A 16464-nucleotide genomic window follows, 5' to 3' on the forward strand; every position below is an offset into this window, starting at 1 on the left:
GGGGTGCCACCTTAAAGGTTGCGATATCACCAATGTGGAGGGGGTTAAGGTTTGTTTTGGCCGGGCTTGCTTGCTTGATGCCGGAGGATGCCATTCCTGTGATTCAGTGTGCTCACAGGAGGTTCTCAGGGCCGGGAAGGTGGTCTGCCCATATGTTATTGCACCCAAAAGGGTGAGATGGGGACTGCGGGCCGCCCTGGCACAGATGCCGGGGCGGCCCGCAGTCCCTCACTGCTCTGGTAATTAGTGGGTGATCAGGTGCAGGGGATTTACCAGCCCGCCATCTCCACCTCGGCGATCTGCATGGTGGGATCATCCTCATCGGAGTCGGAGGAGGTCACGTTCTCCACCCAGATGACCACGGACTGGGCGTCATCCGGGGCATTAGCTGGTTTCTCAATGCTGTGGGCGATGCTGCGTGCGGAGAACTCCACCTCGCCCAGTTCAATGCCTTCGGACAGTGAAGTGGGATCGGTGGAATCAAAGACGAAGAGCTTCACCGTGGAGGTGACCTTGGAGTCCGCACCGGAACCCGGGGTGATCACCACATGTGCCAGCTGTGCCGGGTCTTCCAGTGTGACCAGCAGCCCCGTGGAACCAGTGGAGGTCCATGCGGTGGAGGAATCATCATCAATGACCTCATCCAGCTGATCACCAACCCCCTTGTTCCACTCATGGGCGGCGGCGAGGTCGAGGTACAGCGGTGGGCCCACCGGTTCGGTGGCCTCGGTGCTGGTGGTCACCGTGGCGTCGGTGGAGCCCAGTGGGGATTCCTCATTGTCGCCGCTGAGGAAGCTGGTGAGGAAGGCGGTTCCGGCTGCCACCATGGACACCAGGAGGAAGACGATGATGGCGATGCCAGCCATCATCTTCAGGGAGTATCCGGATGCACCGAAGCCGGACTGTTTGTCCGGGCGTGGGGTGCGTTCCTTCGCCACGTGGATCTGTACCGGTTCCTCGTCCTCGGTGTGGAGGCCACAGGAGCGCAGGGCATCAGCTAGGGCATGGAGTGCTGCGGGGTCTTCTGCGTTGACCGTGTGGGTCTGTTCGCGCAGGGCCGTGACATCGGTGGGTGCGGTGGTGGTGTCGATAAGCATCTCGAGTGCTGCTGCAATGGAAGCCGTATCGCGTTCCCGGGTGGATTCCGGCAGGACCACGGGGAAGGCCAGGACGGCATTGCCCTCCGCGTTGATGCGGATGCGGGACTTATTGTCCAGGCCGAGTGGAACACCGGCTGTGTGGGCAGCGGCCATGGCGTCGGTCAGGTTGGCCATGGCGTAGGCGGCGGCACGGGGATCAGCGCCCTCGGCAGCCACCTTGGTCAGTGAGTTGCCGGGGATCCAGTCCGCCACGATCAGACAGCCGTTGCGATAGGCGTGGGTCTGGATGTTCGGTGCGATCGCGGAGCTGTCCAGTGCGGCCAGTTTCTTGGTGCGTCGCTGGACTTCATAGGCCACACCGGCGGCCGCAGCCGGGGTCAGTGGCGCATAGGGGGCGTTGCCGGAGGTGTCCACGAAGATCAGTGCCACTTCCCTGCCGGTGGTGCTTTCGCGTGCCTGCCAGAAGCGGGCACCCGGCACACCACCGTGATCGGCCAGGAGGCGGAAACGACCATCGGAGACCGGCGCACCCGGCACCAGGCGGGGGCCGCGCACGATACCGGCGGACATCGGTGGTGGGATCGGTGTGGAGGAGAACTCGTTGGAGACGATGATCTGGCTGGACAGCTCCTGATCAGACACCTCACCGACATCCAGGGAGAGTTCCTCATCCGGGCGGATGAAGCGGTTGAGGCCGGGGATGCGTGCCAGTGCCTTACCCAGGTTCTGCACCTCGGGCAGGCGGGAACGTGACAGCACCAGACCGGTGACAATCAGGAAGATGACACCGATGACACCCAGGTACAACAGGTAACCAAAGGAACCCAAGGTGCCGAAGAGGAAGTCACCCATGACCGCCTGCATGCCCAGGCCGAGCAGCCAGGACACACCGGCACCGACTGCCGCTGAGCCCAGAGCCCACAGGGAGGTCTTGGCCAGGGAGCGCATGCCCAACAGACCGAGTTTACGGCGCAGCAGGTAGGCACCGATCACAGCACCGGCGACGAAACCGAAGCCGTTGGCGGCACCGAGCAGCACCACCACGCGTTCCGGGGAGTTGGACAGCAGGGGTGCCACCAGCGACAGCACGATCTTGGTGGCGGTGATGCCGGCGATGATGAAGGTGGGTGTCCAGACCTCTTCACGGGCATAGAACACACGCAGATGCAGCAGCACCAGCGCATAAGGGATCAGTGTGAATGCGGAGAAGCTCAAGGTCCAGCCGAGGATGTTGGCGGAGGCTGCATCGAAGGCACCCCACTGGAACAGGGCATTGGCGATGGGCACACCGAAGGCGGTGAAGAACACCACGATCGGGATCAGGGCAATGAAGGTCAGCTTGGAGCCCAGGCCCAGGTCGGCTACCACGGCCTTGTCATCACCATCAGCGGCATTGCGCGACAGGCGCGGCATGATGGCGGTCAGCAGTGTCACACCGATGATGCCATAGGGCACCTGCAACAGCAGCCAGTGCTGCTGATAGATAAACGGTGCTGCCGCATCAGCCAAGGACGCAATGCGGGTGGTGACCACATAACCCAGCTGGGAGATCGCCACGTAGACGATGATGGCCAGGGCCATCCCACCGAACTGCTTGAGGCGGTCATCAAGACCCCACAGCGGGCGCATGTCCACACCGGCCCGGCGCAGGAACGGCACCATGATCAGGGTCTGCACCACCACACCAAGCGTGGTGCCCACACCTAAGAACACGATCTGTGGATCAAAGAGGGACACCGTCGCGCCGGCGTCCAGGCTCCACGGCATGGCGATATAGGTGCCCAGCACCACCAGGGTGATGATGTTGTTGACCACCGGGGCCCAGGCACCGGGTTTGAAGATCTCCCGGGTGTTGAGCACCGCCATGAACAGCGCGAACAGCCCATAGAAGAAAATCTGTGGCAGCAGCCAGTAGGCAAAGGCCGTGGACATGCCCACGTTCACTTCACCATCGGAGTCCAGCATCATCCGGGTCAGTAGTGGTGCACCCACCACCGACAGGATGGTGACACCACCCAGCAGGGTGACCGACAGGGTCAGTAGCCGTCGGAAGAATCCTGATCCCCTGTCCGCGTCTTCTTTCTCCGCGCGGATGAGCACGGGCACCACCAGTGAGGTCAGTACCGCACCGAGCACGATCTCCGTGATTAGGTTGGGCAGTGTGTTGGCGGTGTTGAACGCTGAGGCGATTGCCGGTGACAGTGCCGCACCGATCATCACGGTGCGCAGGAAACCGGTGATGCGGCTCAGCAGGGTGGCCACCGCCATGGACCCGGTGGAACGCACCACATCGGAGTCGGAGGTTTCCTCCCGTGCTTCTGGGGTGGCGCCGTTGCCGGTTGAGTCCTGGGGACCGTGCTTATCGACGACCCCCCGGGCGCTGCCCTCATCAGCCTGCAAGGTGGTGACCCCACCGGCAGTGGAACCGGGGTGGGAACCAGAGTCCACAGCAGACCCTGACGTCTTGGTGGCTGCCTTCAGCTTGTTGGCTGCCCCGGATGCCCGGGCCTCCTGTGCCGAGGTGGCGGTCGCCTCCCCGGTGACAGCCTCCGGTGTGGTTTTAGCTGGTGCTACCTTCAGCGGTGTGGAAACACCACTGTCAGCACCGTCAGCAGTGCGGGAGACAGCGCTTGCCGAACTCCCTGCTGATACCTCTGCTGCAGCATTAGACGCGGCAGAGCTTGCGGCAGTGGGCGCGCTTTTCAGGCTGGAGCGATCCTCACCGGCAGATGAGGACTGCTGTGACACTGACTTCTTGCGGGTCTCCGGAACAGGAGACGGAGGGGTTGGGGCAACAATCCGGGACCGCTGTCCCTGAGGTTGCTCCGGGGTTTTCGGAGTGGAACTCACTGGTGACCATTCTGTTCGTGCACCTCCACCATCACCAGATGAGGATGGAGGTGCGTCGATGTGGACTGATTGAACGGATACGTTAGTTGTTGCCTGGTGGTTTTGGCGATCCCGAACCATCATCGGCGCGCCCATGACCACGTGCCACATGACGTGATGAAGGGGAACGACGACGCCCCCCGCGTACCTTCCGGGGATCTGCGGACCGTGCACCCGGCCGTGCCGGGGACCCGGACCGTGACGCCACTCCCGGAGAAGCCGCATCTGACCCACCAGGACGATTCTTCCGGATCTTGAACACCCGGAACACCAACAGGGCCCCCAATGCCAGGATGCCTAAGGCCACAATGCCCACGGTACCCATGATGCTCGGCCGCGGCTGCACGGTGATCTCCACCGGATCACTGATGGTGGCCCCATCCGGGGACGCCAACCACAACGTCAGATCAGTGCGCTCATTGTCATCAGGAAGATCAGCAGTCATCTGCAAAGTGATCGAACCACGCGCCGGGATACGCACCACACCCGGTGTGGTGATCCGCGCATCCTCAGGACCGGTATAAAGAATCTGGGTTACCGCGGGAAGCGGCAGACCATTCTGCGCCACGATGATCAACGGCGAGGAATTAGAGGTACGCGTATACACATTGCCCGGAGGCAACAACGCCACCGAACTCCGCAACTGCTGCAGAGCATCACGGTTCTCATTGAGTAGACGGTCAGCAGCACCGGCGGCCGAGGTGTGCTGTGTGAAGGCACGCCGGGAATTCAGCGTCATGGCACGCAGCAGATCCTGGCGCAAGGGTGAGGTAAAACCATAACGGGTGAGCACGATGCCGACATCGTTGAACATGATGCCGGTGAGATCATCAATATAGGTGGCCTGTTGTGTCACGCGGAGGATCTCTGTCTCCGTGATCACCGCCGGATCATCATAGGGTGCGCCGAAAGACGTGGAATCCGGCATGCCGTCGATGGTCACCGCAGTGTCCAGATCTGTTTGCTGCTGCGCATTGGCGGTCACATACTCAGACAGTGCGAAGGGTTGTGCCGCCCCTGAGTCCATGAGCTGCCCGGCGGTGTTGAGGATCATGGAGGCATCCGCCGCCTCCAATTGTGCGGGAGGCATGATGAGTACCGGAGTGTCGGCATCGCTGTTATCTACCGTCATGCGGATGGCCGCCTGCCCCGACAGTGTCCGGGCAGGACGAGAATCCAGGGTGTAATCAAAACGGGATGCTGGATTGGCATAACCCACGGTCTCAGGTGCAGAACCGAGCGTGGCCAGAGTAGCAGACAATGACCCCTGGTAACTCACCGCGGTGACACCCTCATCCAATTGGTGGAAACGCTCCGCGGACGGTGTGCGCCACACGGTGTTGTCAGCAACCAGCACAGTGACCGGGGATTCCGGTGGTGGTGCCGGAGCAGTCGCCGGAGTGATCTCAGGATCATCAAGGGCAGTCTGGCCATTATGATCTGCCGCAGGACCCAGAGAGGCCGCCTGCTCCTCCCATGCCTGCTCAAGAGCAACCGTATCGCCGATGGTATCCGCCAACCCCAGATTCTCAGCAGCAGCAGGAGTGATGTAGCCACCGCCCGGGATGACCACATTCTTCAGTGGAGCAACCCCCAGGACCTCCTCCATTGTGGCACTGCCACGCTGCAGGGCCTCACGCAACAACCAGCGGTTACCGGTGTCAGCCACAGCATTGAGGTCAGTGTTGGCCCAGGGCAGAGCAACCGTGCAGTTATCAGCAGCAGCTGTCCGAAGTTTTTTCAGGAAAGCATCAGCAGCAGCCACCCCAACCCCCGGGGTGCCGGTGGCAGGCTGATTGGAGGCGGTCCACAGATCACGCAGTCGCTGATTCTGCTTGGCGGAACTCACCCGCTGATCAGAGATGGTGTATCCACTGGTCATCCGCTCAATCACACTGAGCAGTTCCGGATCAACAGCCAGGCATGCTGCCTCCCGGACAGCAACAGGGGCGGCGAGGTAGGCGTCGATAAGCCGGGTCAGCCGACCATCAGCCGCAAGTTCACCAGCCAAGTCCTCCGAGCTCAGCAGCAGGGGCGGATCCTCAGGCGCCTCACCGGTCTCCCCACCCAAGATGCCGGTCTCCGCAGTCAACGGAAACAACAGGGTCGTCGGAGTGGCAACAGGTTCCTCCTCCGGAGAACCACCCGTGGTGCCACCAGCAACCGGCAGGAGGAAACGCTGGGAATCCAAATGGGACGCCACCCCATCCAACTGGCCAGACAAGGCAATACGCAGCGGATAAGCACCCGGCTGCGTGATCGCAAGGGTGACCGCCTCAGCAGCATCCGTGGCAATACGCATGGTGGTTTCAGCAGCATCCCCCGGCGCGATCTCATCCGGCAACACCATCTGCGTGCCGTAATAAGGATAGGAGGTCAAACCATTGGTGGTCATGGCCACCCGTGCGGTGGCGTTATCCGAGGCAGCATCCTGACGCTGAGCCAACAGCGTCACCTGATCAAGGGTCTCAGAGGTGTTGTTGCTGATCTTCAGATGCACCTCCAGCTCCCCACCGGGCTCCAATGCATCCCCCGGGGCAGCTTCTGAGGGTGCAGATGTGCGCGCCGGGTTGATTTCCAGGATCTCCAGTTCCACATCCTGGTTGAAGTCATCGGCGCGGGCGATGGGGTTGGCCCACATGTCCGACACCACGGGATCTTCGGGGTCCAGGGGCAGAGGGAGGGCGTGGGCGGGCTCCCCTGCGCCGACAAGTGCACTCACGCCCAGCAGTGTGCTTGCAGTCACAGTGGCGATGAGGTTGTGTGGGGTGCGGACCGGGCCGGTGGTGGCTGTTGGTGGGTGCCGACGGTCCTTCACGGTCGCGTTCCCTGTCACCTCGGGGTTGCCCTTCCCTCCGCCTTCTCCCGGCGGGCGAAGTCAGGCAACAGATCATGCGCCTGACGGGCAAGCTTGCGCTCATCAGCAAAGGCGAGATGTTCAATCAGCTGGTTGGCTGGAATCCAGGACACCTCGGTGACCTCGGGGTCCTCATCATTGAGGTCGCCATCGATATAACGCAGCAGATGGTGGTGCACGGTCTTGTGGATGCGTTTACCCTCAGAGACGAACCAATAATCAATCACGCCGAGTTCCGCGAATACTTCACCGTGGATGCCGGTTTCCTCCCACACCTCACGCTCAGCGGTGGCGGATTTATCCTCACCGGGTTCCACATGGCCCTTGGGCATGGACCACAGCAGCCTGCCGCGGCGGTCCAACCGTCCGATCAGTGCCACGTAGATGGTGGACAGGTCCACCTCGCCGTTGTCCAGGACGGCTTCTGCCAACCCGGACACCACGAGACCACCGGCGGAGGTCTCATTGGAGGTTTCCATGCGGGATTCCTGGCCGGCCTGGTGAACGCGCTGGTTGCTGCGGTACGGGCGACGACGCTGGTTGGCTGCTTTACGACGCCCCCCTGCGCGGCCGTCTGCCCGTCCCTCACTCTTCTCCGGGGTGCTGGAACCTGCGCCCTGGGTGGTCTGGGCACTCTGATTGCCACCCTGTGAGCCTGTTCCGCTGCGGCCACGACGACGTGAGCGCTTACGGCGGTTGGGGTTGCTGGAACCTGCGGTGGACTCAGACCTGGAGGCACCCGTAGCTGCTGAAGGGGAGGCCTGTGGAGACTGCTGTTCCCTGCCCTGACCAGCACCCTGACCGGTACTCTGTCCGGATTCCTGGGTGCTGGGGCGTTGATTCTGGTTCTGACCTGAAGGGCGACGAGAACGGCGGCGGCGCCTACGCTTAGGCGCCCCGCTGGTTGTCCCCTCTGGCTTCACGTCACTCATTCATGTAATCGTATCGTGAGCAACCCCTAATAGGTATTAATGAACCACCCCGGATGGCAGGCGTGGGGCAGCATTGTGTTTGAACCCCTGCTCACTGGGTAGACTCAGAGCCGTGAATTCCCAGGATGCTCAGAACCAGGAGACCTCCCCGCAGAAGGTGGACCGTCTCGCACTCATGGCGCGCGCTCACCAGGCAATCGGGGACCTCTCAACCATCCTCACCCCACTGGCCGCTGCCTTCACCGCCCAAGGTCACTCCCTCTACCTGGTCGGTGGATCAGTCCGTGATGCCTTCCTCGGTGATCTGGGCAATGATCTCGACTTCACCACCTCGGCCCGCCCGGAGGGCACCCGCGCCATCCTGGATGACTACGCCGATGTCGTGTGGGACACCGGCATCGCCTTCGGCACCCTCTCTGCGGAGAAGGCCGGCCAGCAGATTGAGATCACCACCTTCCGTTCCGATGTCTATGACGGCAACTCCCGCAACCCGGAGGTCACCTTTGGTGACACCCTGGAAGGCGATCTGGTGCGTCGTGACTTCAAGGTCAACTCCATGGCCGTGGAGATCGCCGGTGACGGCACTCTGACCTTCCACGATCCCGTCGGTGGCCTGGAAGATCTGCTGCACCAGCGTCTGGACACCCCGGCCACCCCGGAACAGTCCTTCAACGATGACCCCCTGCGCATGCTGCGTGCCGCACGCTTTGTCTCCCAGCTGGGCTTTGCCGTGGCCGACCGCGTGGTCACCGCCATGACTGAGATGGCCGGACAGATCAGCCGCATCACCGTGGAACGCGTCCAGGTGGAACTGGACAAGATGATGCTGGGCAAACGCCCCGAGGACGGCATCGACCTCATGGTCGATACCGGCATCGCCGAGATCATCTTCCCGGAGATCCCCGCCATGCAGATGACCCAGGACGAACATATGCAACACAAGGATGTGTACCGCCACTCCCTCCAGGTCATGCGCCAATCCATCGACCAGGAAGAAGAACCGGACCTGGTCCTGCGCTGGGCAGCACTCCTGCACGACTGCGGTAAACCTGACACCCGTGACTTCAACGAAGACGGCCGTGTCAGTTTCCACCAACACGAGGTGGTCGGTGCCAAACTGGTCCGCCGCCGCATGCGCAAACTGAAATACTCCAAGCAGATGATCTCCGAGGTGGGCCAGCTGGTCTTCCTCCACATGCGCTTCCACGGCTTCGGTGAAGGCCAGTGGACTGACTCCGCGGTCCGCCGCTATGTCGCTGATGCCGGTGACCTGCTGCCCCGTCTGCATAAACTGGTCCGTGCCGACTGCACCACCAGGAACAAAAGGAAGGCACAGCGCCTCCAGGCCACCTACGATCACCTGGAAGAAAGAATTGCCGATATTGCCGCCCGTGAAGACCTGGCCCGCGTGCGCCCGGACCTCGACGGCAATGAGATCATGAAGATCCTGGACATCCCGGCAGGACCCCAGGTGGGTAAGGCCTGGGGCTTCCTCAAGGAACTACGACTGGAGCGCGGACCGCTCGAGCACGAAGACGCCATCGCTGAACTCAAAGCATGGTGGGAAGGAGAAAAAGATGAGTGATTTTTACGCAGACCGCCTGTTCAACGCCCTGGAACGCAATGAGGTTGAACCAGGCATGCTCCTTGTCGCCGCACCGGACATGGCCTCCGCGGAATTCAACCGCAGCGTGGTGCTCATCATCGAACACTCCCCTGCCACCACCTTCGGCGTCAATATCGCCTCCCGCAGTGATCTCGCCGTAGCTAACGTCCTGCCCGAGTGGGTTGATCTGACCGCCAAGCCACAGGCTCTCTACATCGGCGGGCCCTTGAGCCAACAGGCCGTGGTCGGACTCGGCGTGACCAAGCCCGGGGTGGACGTCAACGACTCCACCCGATTCAACAAACTGGCCAACCGACTGGTCCACGTTGATCTGCGCACCCCACCGGAAGATGTCAAGGATGACCTGGAGGGCATGCGCTTTTTCGCCGGCTACGCCGAATGGTCACCCGGCCAGCTCAACGAGGAAATCGAACAGGGCGACTGGTTCGTCGCCCCGGCACTGCCCTCCGACATCATCGCGCCCGGACGTGTAGATGTCTGGGGCGATGTCATGCGCCGCCAGCCCATGCCCCTGCCGCTGTATTCCACCTTCCCCGCTGATCCCACCGACAACTAGACCACCTTTAAGGTAGCTGTCGTGGGAACGGTGAGAATCCCCTCTTGATGAGAAAGCTCAGATGCACGTGAGTTCGGAAAAACTCCGGGAGATCCGTGGCGGACTGAAGGAAACCAGCACCGTGGGACTCGGCCTGGTCCCCTTAGGTCTGGCCTTCGGCCTGCTCATGGTCCAATCCGGTTATGCCTGGTGGTGGACACCGATCTTCTCCGTGGTGATCTACGCCGGATCCATGGAATACCTGGCTATCGGCCTCATCACCGCTGGTGTAGGGCCGTTTTCTGCCCTGCTCACCGGTTTCATGGTGAACTTCAGGCATATCTTCTACGGCCTCACCTTCCCGCGCCACAGCATCCAGTCCAGGCCCGGGCGGGCCTATTCCACCTACGCGCTCACTGATGAGTCCTATGCCATCGCCTCAGCACGCCCACCCGGGGAGATCAGCGGCACCCGCACCCTGACCATCCAGATCGTGTGCCAGCTGTTGTGGGTGATCCCCGGCATCATCGGTGCCGTGGTGGGCCAGGTACTACCCGCGGGGCTCAAGGGCATGGAATTCGCCCTCACCGCCCTGTTCGTGGTGCTGGCCTGGGAAGCCTTCAAAAACAACAAAGACTGGTCCCTGCCCTTAACCGCCGTGGTGCTGGCCCTGGTGGCCGGCCTGCTTGCGCCTGGCCAGATCCTGGTCCTTGCCCTGACCGTCTACTTTGTCATCCTGCTGTTGCGTTTCCGCTTTGAAAAGCTGGACCACCGGATGGAACTGAAGGCTACAGACAATGGGTGATTATGGGCTCCCGGTCGGGGTGAGCTTAGGCCAGGTGGTGGCGGTGTTGATCCCCATTGCCATCATCACCGTGCTGCTGCGACTTTTCCCCTATGTGGCCATGAGGGGCATCAAGAACAACCAACTCATGGCTGTACTGGGACGCACCATGCCGGTGGGTGTGATGAGCGTGCTGGTCATTTACACCCTGTTTTCCCAGACAGGTGCACCCGGTGGCATCTGGGCCTCCCTGATCGGAGTGGCTGTCACCGCAGGCCTTCACTGGTGGCGCCGGTCCGCCGGACTGTCCATCGTGGGCGGCACCGTGGCCTATATGCTGCTGGTGAACCTGGTGTTCTAACTGATCTCTGGGAACTTGGTCACGGCTTCCACCCACAGGCCTTCGAACTCCTCCGCGCTGATTATGCGTGCCTTGATGTCGGGGAAAGCCGCATAGGAATCCGGGTGCGGAACCACTTCATTGGGTTCGGCAGCCAGACCAACATTCTGGCCACCGATCAGGCCCGCACCGGTGACGGTCTCGTCATTGCCAGAACCGGACAGCTCGATGATGCGCATCATGGTGCACATGGCCGGTGAGGTGGGGGTGGCCTCACTGTACTCCCGCATTTCTGCGATATGGATGGCTGATGGGTTGCCGGGAATCTCGATCTCGGTGCGTACGTGAATGACTTTGCTCATGGGTGAAAGCTTAACGGTGGATAAAATAATGGGGGTAATGTTCCCAATCCGTCACAAACCTCGTAAGTTTGTTGAGGTGGTCAATTACGCATTTGTCATCGCAGGTTCAGAGGCAACCGGCGGCGCCGGTATTCAGGTCGATTTGAAAACATTCCAGCAGCGGGATGTTTACGGCATCGGTGCCATCACGTGCATCGTCGCATTCGACCCGAAGAATAACTGGGGTCACCGCTTCGTGCCGGTAGATCCGGACGTCATCGCCAATCAGATTGAGGCAGCCACCGGCGCCCATGATCTCGACGTGGTGAAGATCGGCATGCTCGGCACCCCGGTCACCATCGATACCGTCGCAGGAGCACTGGAGCAGAACAAGTTCAGGCATGTTGTCCTGGATCCGGTTCTGATCTGCAAGGGGCAGGAGCCCGGCGCTGCCCTGGACACCGACACTGCCCTGCGCGCCAAGGTGCTCCCACACGCCACCGTGATCACCCCGAACAACTTCGAGGCGACAACCCTCTCGGGACTGGAGAAGCTGGAAACCCTTGATGATCTCAAGGAAGCAGCCCGCCTCATCCACGAGCAGGGCCCACAGTATGTTGTGGTCAAGGGTGGCCTGGACTTCCCCGGCGACGACGCCATCGACGTGCTTTATGACGGCGAGGAGTACCACGTGTTCTCCGAGCCGAAGATCGGCGACAACCGTGTCTCCGGTGCTGGCTGCACCTTCGCTGCGGTCATCACCGCGGAACTGGCCAAGAAGGCCTCCGTGCTTGAGGCTGTCACCACCGCTAAACGCGTGGTCACCCAGGCTGTCCGCGATTCCGTGGATTCCAATGCTCCCTTCACCTCTGTCTGGTTGAGCGAAGGCAACAAATAACCAGTTTCCCCCCTGTCGATCCTGCTCAATGCGCAGGATGAACATCTTGAAGATCATCATAAAAATGCACTCACCCATGAAGGTGAGTGCATTTTTATTGTCTTGATTTTATGACTCATCATGCCCGGTGGTGTTGGGCAGGATTTCCGTGATCACCAGGTCGGAGGGGTGCTGGCTACAGTGGCCAGGTCAGAAACAGCCGTGGTGAGCTCCTCCATCCCTGCATCCTGTGTCACGACGACATGCCCGGTGGATACTGCGCACACTGCGGTCAATGCCGTGGTGAATGTGGCCAGGCGTAGACCATTGCTTCGTCGATTCAATGTGGTTCCTTCTTAAGGGATAGATGCTCAGGGATATTCAAAGGGGGTGCAGGCTGAGGGCGGGTTGGGGATGGAAATGTTGGGGTAGATACCCGGCATGGTAAAAACACCCGGTCTGTTCAGACAGGGTGTGGGGCGAGAAAGAGGCAATCAGACTGCTTAATGAGACATTAGATTCAACTAATTAAAAAATTGTGAACTTGATGCAAATTCCCTGTGCACGTTATGTGTCCGAGCAGAGTTGCTTTCTCTGAAATTGGGAGGGGGATGTCCTTCCCCTGGGGCCGACAGGCCTCTGGAGTCCCCGGAATAGAAAATAATCTACAAGTATCTGCCCGCAGCAGGTTGATCTTCCCACCTGGGCGTCACCAGGTGAAGTACGCTGATCAGACAACAATTTTCCCCTAGAATCTTGAAGCAGGCAGTGATGAATCTTAAAGATAAGAAAGCAGCAGATACGCGTCAGCGCTTCATCGATTCTGCCCAGAAGTTGTTTCAGCAACAGGGCTACGGTTCCACATCAATGAACCAGATCGCCCAGGGAGCAGGCGGTAGCCGGGCCAATCTTTATCTTCACTTCCGTAATAAGCCGGACCTCATGATGGCACGCATGCAGGAAATTGAGCCTGAGGTGCGTGGCCCTGTGGTGGCCATCTTTGATCTGCCGGAGATCACCATGGAGTCCATCCTTGACTGGCTGGCTGGGTTGGCAGAGATGTGGCGTGCTCATGCGGAGGAATTCTCCGCCATTGAACAAGCCATGGCTGAAGACGCAGAGGTTGCTGATGAATGGCTGGCCATGATGCGACGCTTGAGTTTCTCCGTTCCGGAACTGGCCGCCAACGAGCCACGCCGTGTCCAGTTTCTTGCCACCCTGATGGGCCTGGACCGTAACTTCTACTTCCTCTATGTCCGCAACCAGGTGATCAATGAGAAACTGGTACATCAGTCGCTGGCCAGACAGTGGCTGCTGCTGTTTGCCGAGGAATAGATCCTGGCGGCTATAACCTAAAAACCGTTTCGCCCACCTCCCCTGACAACAAGGGAAAGTCTGGTGAAACGGTTTCTTTTATGTGTTGCTACTTGTCTCTACTCGCGGTCGAGCTGGAGGATCTTATCGCCTGCGACACTGCCCACGAAGATCCGATCGCCAACCTCCAGAGCGGTGGTCGGGTTACCGAAGCCCTCAACATTGCCGGCGGCCACGGTCTCCACGGTGAAGGTCTCCGGATCCAGGGCGAAGACATCATAACGCTGCTCAGGCTCAAGATCGCCGAACTCATAGCCGAGGAAGGTCTCAAAGGAGTCGATCACCTGGCCGGTAACCAGAAGCTTGCCCTCCTCGGTGTAGCGGAGGTTGTCCGGCATGATGTCCAAGCCAACGGTGTTCAGAATCTCGCCGGAGCTGCGATCCAACTCCACCAGTTCACGGCCACCCCAGGAGGCCACATAGATGGACCCGCCATCTTCAGAGACGGCGATGCCATTAGGGGTGGACATCTCTGAACCCTCCACCACTGACCAACCATCTGCTGGAGTCCAGTGGAGGATCTCACCGGTGTTCTCACCGGCGAAGGCCTTCTCAAAGCTGGCTTCCATATCGGTTGGGTCTAAGAAGTTGGTCACATAGAACCCATCGGAATCAGGATCAGCAACAACACCATTACCCATGCTGGCCTCCGGAAGGACTGCGCAGCCAACCCAGGTCAGTGCTTCCCCATCCACGCTGAAAACCTCAATGCTCTCGCGCCCACCGTGGTTGACCACATAGAGGAACTCGGTGCCGTCATCTGCCACCTCAGTGCCCAGTCCGTGTGGTGCCGCGACAGAAGCATCCAGTGGGCCATCGCAGCTACCGAAGGTTTCAGTGTCGTGGGCTTCGGTGATGTTTTCCGGAGTCCAGACATTGGTGAGCTCACCGGAATCGGTATCCACAGCATGCAGGCTGCCGGCACCACCGTCATCGTCACCGGGGTTCTCGGACATGCCACTGAGGAAGACCGTGCCTGATTCCAACAGGACGAGATCCTCCGGTTTGGTGGGACCATCAAGAAGAGTCTCAGTCCAGGTGACCTGCTCAACAGTGGTTTCAGTGGCCCCAGTGGCCTCAGTGGTTGTTTCTGATGCAGTGGTGGTTGCCTCTGCATCAGCGGTGGAGTCTGCCTCGCTGGGTGTACACGCAGCAAGCGTGAACACCGCGGTGAGGGCGGCAGCTGTAGGGATCAGGCCGTTAAGACGCATAGGGGCTCCTTGAAGTAGGGGTGTGTGAAGGTAGGGGTTTTAACGGGATAGAACAAGCTTCGGGCACTTGCCCTGGGCGCGGGACACGCAGATCATCATGGTCTTGTTGGCTTCCTGCTCATCCGCGGTGAGGATGGAATCACGGTGATCCACATCGCCGGAGACCACCGGGGTTTCACAGGTGCCACACGTACCGTTCTCACATGAGGAGATCACGCTGATGCCCTCACGTTTGGCGGCGTCCAGGATGGACTCATCTGCACTGACGGTGACGGCCTTCTGGGACTGGGTGAACTCCACCTCGAAGGGTTCATCCTCATGGTCACGCACCACAACCTTCGGTGCGAAGCGCTCCAGACGGAGACTTCCCTTCGGCCAGTGCGCGGACTTCTCCTCCACCGCCTGCAGCAGACCCTCAGGCCCACAGCAGTAGATGAGGGTGTTGTCAACAGATGTCCCCAGTACTGAGTCCAGGTCCAGGTGGCCCAGCTCATCCTGAGGGACCAGCTGGACACGATCGCCATGAGGCTCAAGTTCTGCCAGGAAAGCCATGGACTTGCGGGAGCGTCCACCGTAGAGGAGCTTCCAGTCCTTGCCCTGCCGTTCCGCTTCCCGGATCATGGCCAGGATTGGGGTGATGCCGATGCCGCCGGCGATGAAGAGGTACTGCTCAGCCTCAGCGAAGCGGAAGTTATTGCGGGGCCAGGAAACGGTGATGGGGGTTGCGCTAATAAGCGTGTCATGAACTGCTGCGGAACCACCGCGTCCGGCAGGTTCGCGCAGGATGCCCACGCGGTAGCAGGTGGGATCCTCATGATCACCCGAGAGTGAGTACTGGCGGACCATCTCGCCCTCCAGATGCAGATCAATGTGTGCACCCGGCTTCCAGCGTGGCAGCTCACCGCCATCAGGGTGAACCAGCTTGAGGGAGATGACACCCTCGGACTCCTCGATGCGCTCAGCGACCTTCAAATCCAGGGTGCGCACAGCAGCCTGCTTGGAACGCTCGATATCAGCCAGGTCCCAGTGGACGTTGAGGGAACGGCGGGCCGGCAGCAGAGCCATGCGGACGAAGTCGAGGGAATCAGGATCATCGACCTTGATGGAGGGGAGACGCTCGAAGAGCACCTGCAGGCCGACGGAACCCTGGACACGTGCCAGCGGGTTACCCAGGCACTTGTGGCGACCGGTGGAAAACGCCATGTGATCCTGTGGATCTGGGCGGTGGATATCAAAATCGAAGGGGTTGTCGATGTAGGTGGGATCAGTGTTCACAGAGGACAGGGCGATCCAGACCATGTCACCCTTCTTGATCTGCGCACCACCGAGCTCAACGTCGATCATGGCCTGGCGGGAGGCGAAGGTGGAGGACGGACGACGGCGGACCGTCTCCTCAAACACGCGTGGCCACAGCTCCGGTTCCAGGAGGGCATCCTCAAGCGCGGACGGGTTCTTCTCCAGGAACAGCAGCGCATTGGCCATGGCCTGAGCGGTGGTGTCAGTACCAGCGGCACAGAACTCGGTGAGATGGATGGCGATCTGATCGGAATCGAGGATGTAGTTACCCTCATCATCTTTCTGGGAGGCCATGATGGAG

General features: G+C 60.5%; 13 protein-coding genes. 6 read left to right on the top strand and 7 right to left on the bottom strand.

Translation table 11 applies throughout. The annotated features are described in order from the left end of the window. Nucleotides 1-269: 269 nt before the first annotated feature. From Q0M74_RS02545 to Q0M74_RS02555, 3 genes are all read right to left on the bottom strand, one after another. Entirely contained in the window at nucleotides 270-3368 is a 3099-nt protein-coding gene (locus tag Q0M74_RS02545) for a murein biosynthesis integral membrane protein MurJ (RefSeq protein ID WP_293951489.1), read from the bottom strand. A gap of 664 nt (nucleotides 3369-4032) precedes the next feature. Then, nucleotides 4033-6807: a hypothetical protein gene (locus Q0M74_RS02550; protein WP_293951478.1), complete on the bottom strand. Its 2775-nt coding sequence runs from the start codon at nucleotides 6805-6807 to the stop codon at nucleotides 4033-4035. 14 nt (nucleotides 6808-6821) lie between these two features. Continuing rightward, nucleotides 6822-7778 carry an NUDIX hydrolase gene (locus tag Q0M74_RS02555; RefSeq protein ID WP_293951479.1) on the bottom strand — a complete coding sequence of 319 codons (957 nt, stop codon included), beginning with the start codon at nucleotides 7776-7778 and terminating at the stop codon, nucleotides 6822-6824. Nucleotides 7779-7890: 112 nt separating this feature from the next. Here Q0M74_RS02555 and Q0M74_RS02560 point away from each other — a divergent pair, with 112 nt between their 5' ends. The 4 genes from Q0M74_RS02560 to Q0M74_RS02575 all read left to right on the top strand — a co-directional run bounded on the left by Q0M74_RS02560 (nucleotide 7891) and on the right by Q0M74_RS02575 (nucleotide 11085). After that, complete coding sequence (locus Q0M74_RS02560) at nucleotides 7891-9363, top strand: CCA tRNA nucleotidyltransferase (protein WP_293951480.1); 1473 nt, start codon at nucleotides 7891-7893, stop codon at nucleotides 9361-9363. After that, nucleotides 9356-9961, top strand: a complete 606-nt coding sequence (locus Q0M74_RS02565) for a YqgE/AlgH family protein (RefSeq protein ID WP_293951481.1) — start codon at nucleotides 9356-9358, stop codon at nucleotides 9959-9961. Before Q0M74_RS02560 ends, Q0M74_RS02565 begins: the two co-directional genes overlap by 8 nt. 61 nt (nucleotides 9962-10022) lie before the next feature. Beyond that, nucleotides 10023-10745: an AzlC family ABC transporter permease gene (locus Q0M74_RS02570; protein ID WP_293951482.1), complete on the top strand. Its 723-nt coding sequence runs from the start codon at nucleotides 10023-10025 to the stop codon at nucleotides 10743-10745. Continuing rightward, nucleotides 10738-11085 carry a branched-chain amino acid transporter permease gene (locus tag Q0M74_RS02575; RefSeq protein ID WP_293951483.1) on the top strand — a complete coding sequence of 116 codons (348 nt, stop codon included), beginning with the start codon at nucleotides 10738-10740 and terminating at the stop codon, nucleotides 11083-11085. Before Q0M74_RS02570 ends, Q0M74_RS02575 begins: the two co-directional genes overlap by 8 nt. Here Q0M74_RS02575 and Q0M74_RS02580 read toward each other — a convergent pair. Then, the gene (locus Q0M74_RS02580) at nucleotides 11082-11426 is read right to left on the bottom strand and encodes a hypothetical protein (RefSeq protein ID WP_293951484.1); all 345 of its coding nucleotides are present in this window, start codon (nucleotides 11424-11426) and stop codon (nucleotides 11082-11084) included. The genes Q0M74_RS02575 and Q0M74_RS02580 overlap by 4 nt on opposite strands. Before the next feature lie 76 nt (nucleotides 11427-11502). Between Q0M74_RS02580 and thiD the strand changes: the two genes are divergently transcribed. Continuing rightward, on the top strand, nucleotides 11503-12303 hold the full coding sequence (gene thiD, locus Q0M74_RS02585; protein WP_293951490.1) for a bifunctional hydroxymethylpyrimidine kinase/phosphomethylpyrimidine kinase: 801 nt from the start codon (nucleotides 11503-11505) through the stop codon (nucleotides 12301-12303). Nucleotides 12304-12455: 152 nt separating this feature from the next. On the opposite strand, the gene Q0M74_RS02590 is transcribed toward thiD, so the two are convergent. After that, entirely contained in the window at nucleotides 12456-12626 is a 171-nt protein-coding gene (locus Q0M74_RS02590) for a hypothetical protein (protein ID WP_293951485.1), read from the bottom strand. A gap of 427 nt (nucleotides 12627-13053) precedes the next feature. Between Q0M74_RS02590 and Q0M74_RS02595 the strand changes: the two genes are divergently transcribed. After that, a complete protein-coding gene (locus Q0M74_RS02595; protein ID WP_293951486.1) occupies nucleotides 13054-13617 on the top strand; it encodes a TetR/AcrR family transcriptional regulator in 564 nt (187 codons plus the stop codon). Between the two features lie 98 nt (nucleotides 13618-13715). Here Q0M74_RS02595 and Q0M74_RS02600 read toward each other — a convergent pair whose 3' ends face one another. Both Q0M74_RS02600 and Q0M74_RS02605 read right to left on the bottom strand, forming a co-directional pair. Beyond that, entirely contained in the window at nucleotides 13716-14867 is a 1152-nt protein-coding gene (locus Q0M74_RS02600) for a hypothetical protein (RefSeq protein ID WP_293951487.1), read from the bottom strand. Between the two features lie 39 nt (nucleotides 14868-14906). Continuing rightward, nucleotides 14907-16464: cytochrome P450/oxidoreductase (locus tag Q0M74_RS02605; protein WP_293951488.1), on the bottom strand; the 1558-nt coding region annotated here is incomplete at its 5' end.

The organism is uncultured Corynebacterium sp., from assembly GCF_945649885.1.
Classification (GTDB): Bacteria; Actinomycetota; Actinomycetes; order Mycobacteriales; family Mycobacteriaceae; genus Corynebacterium.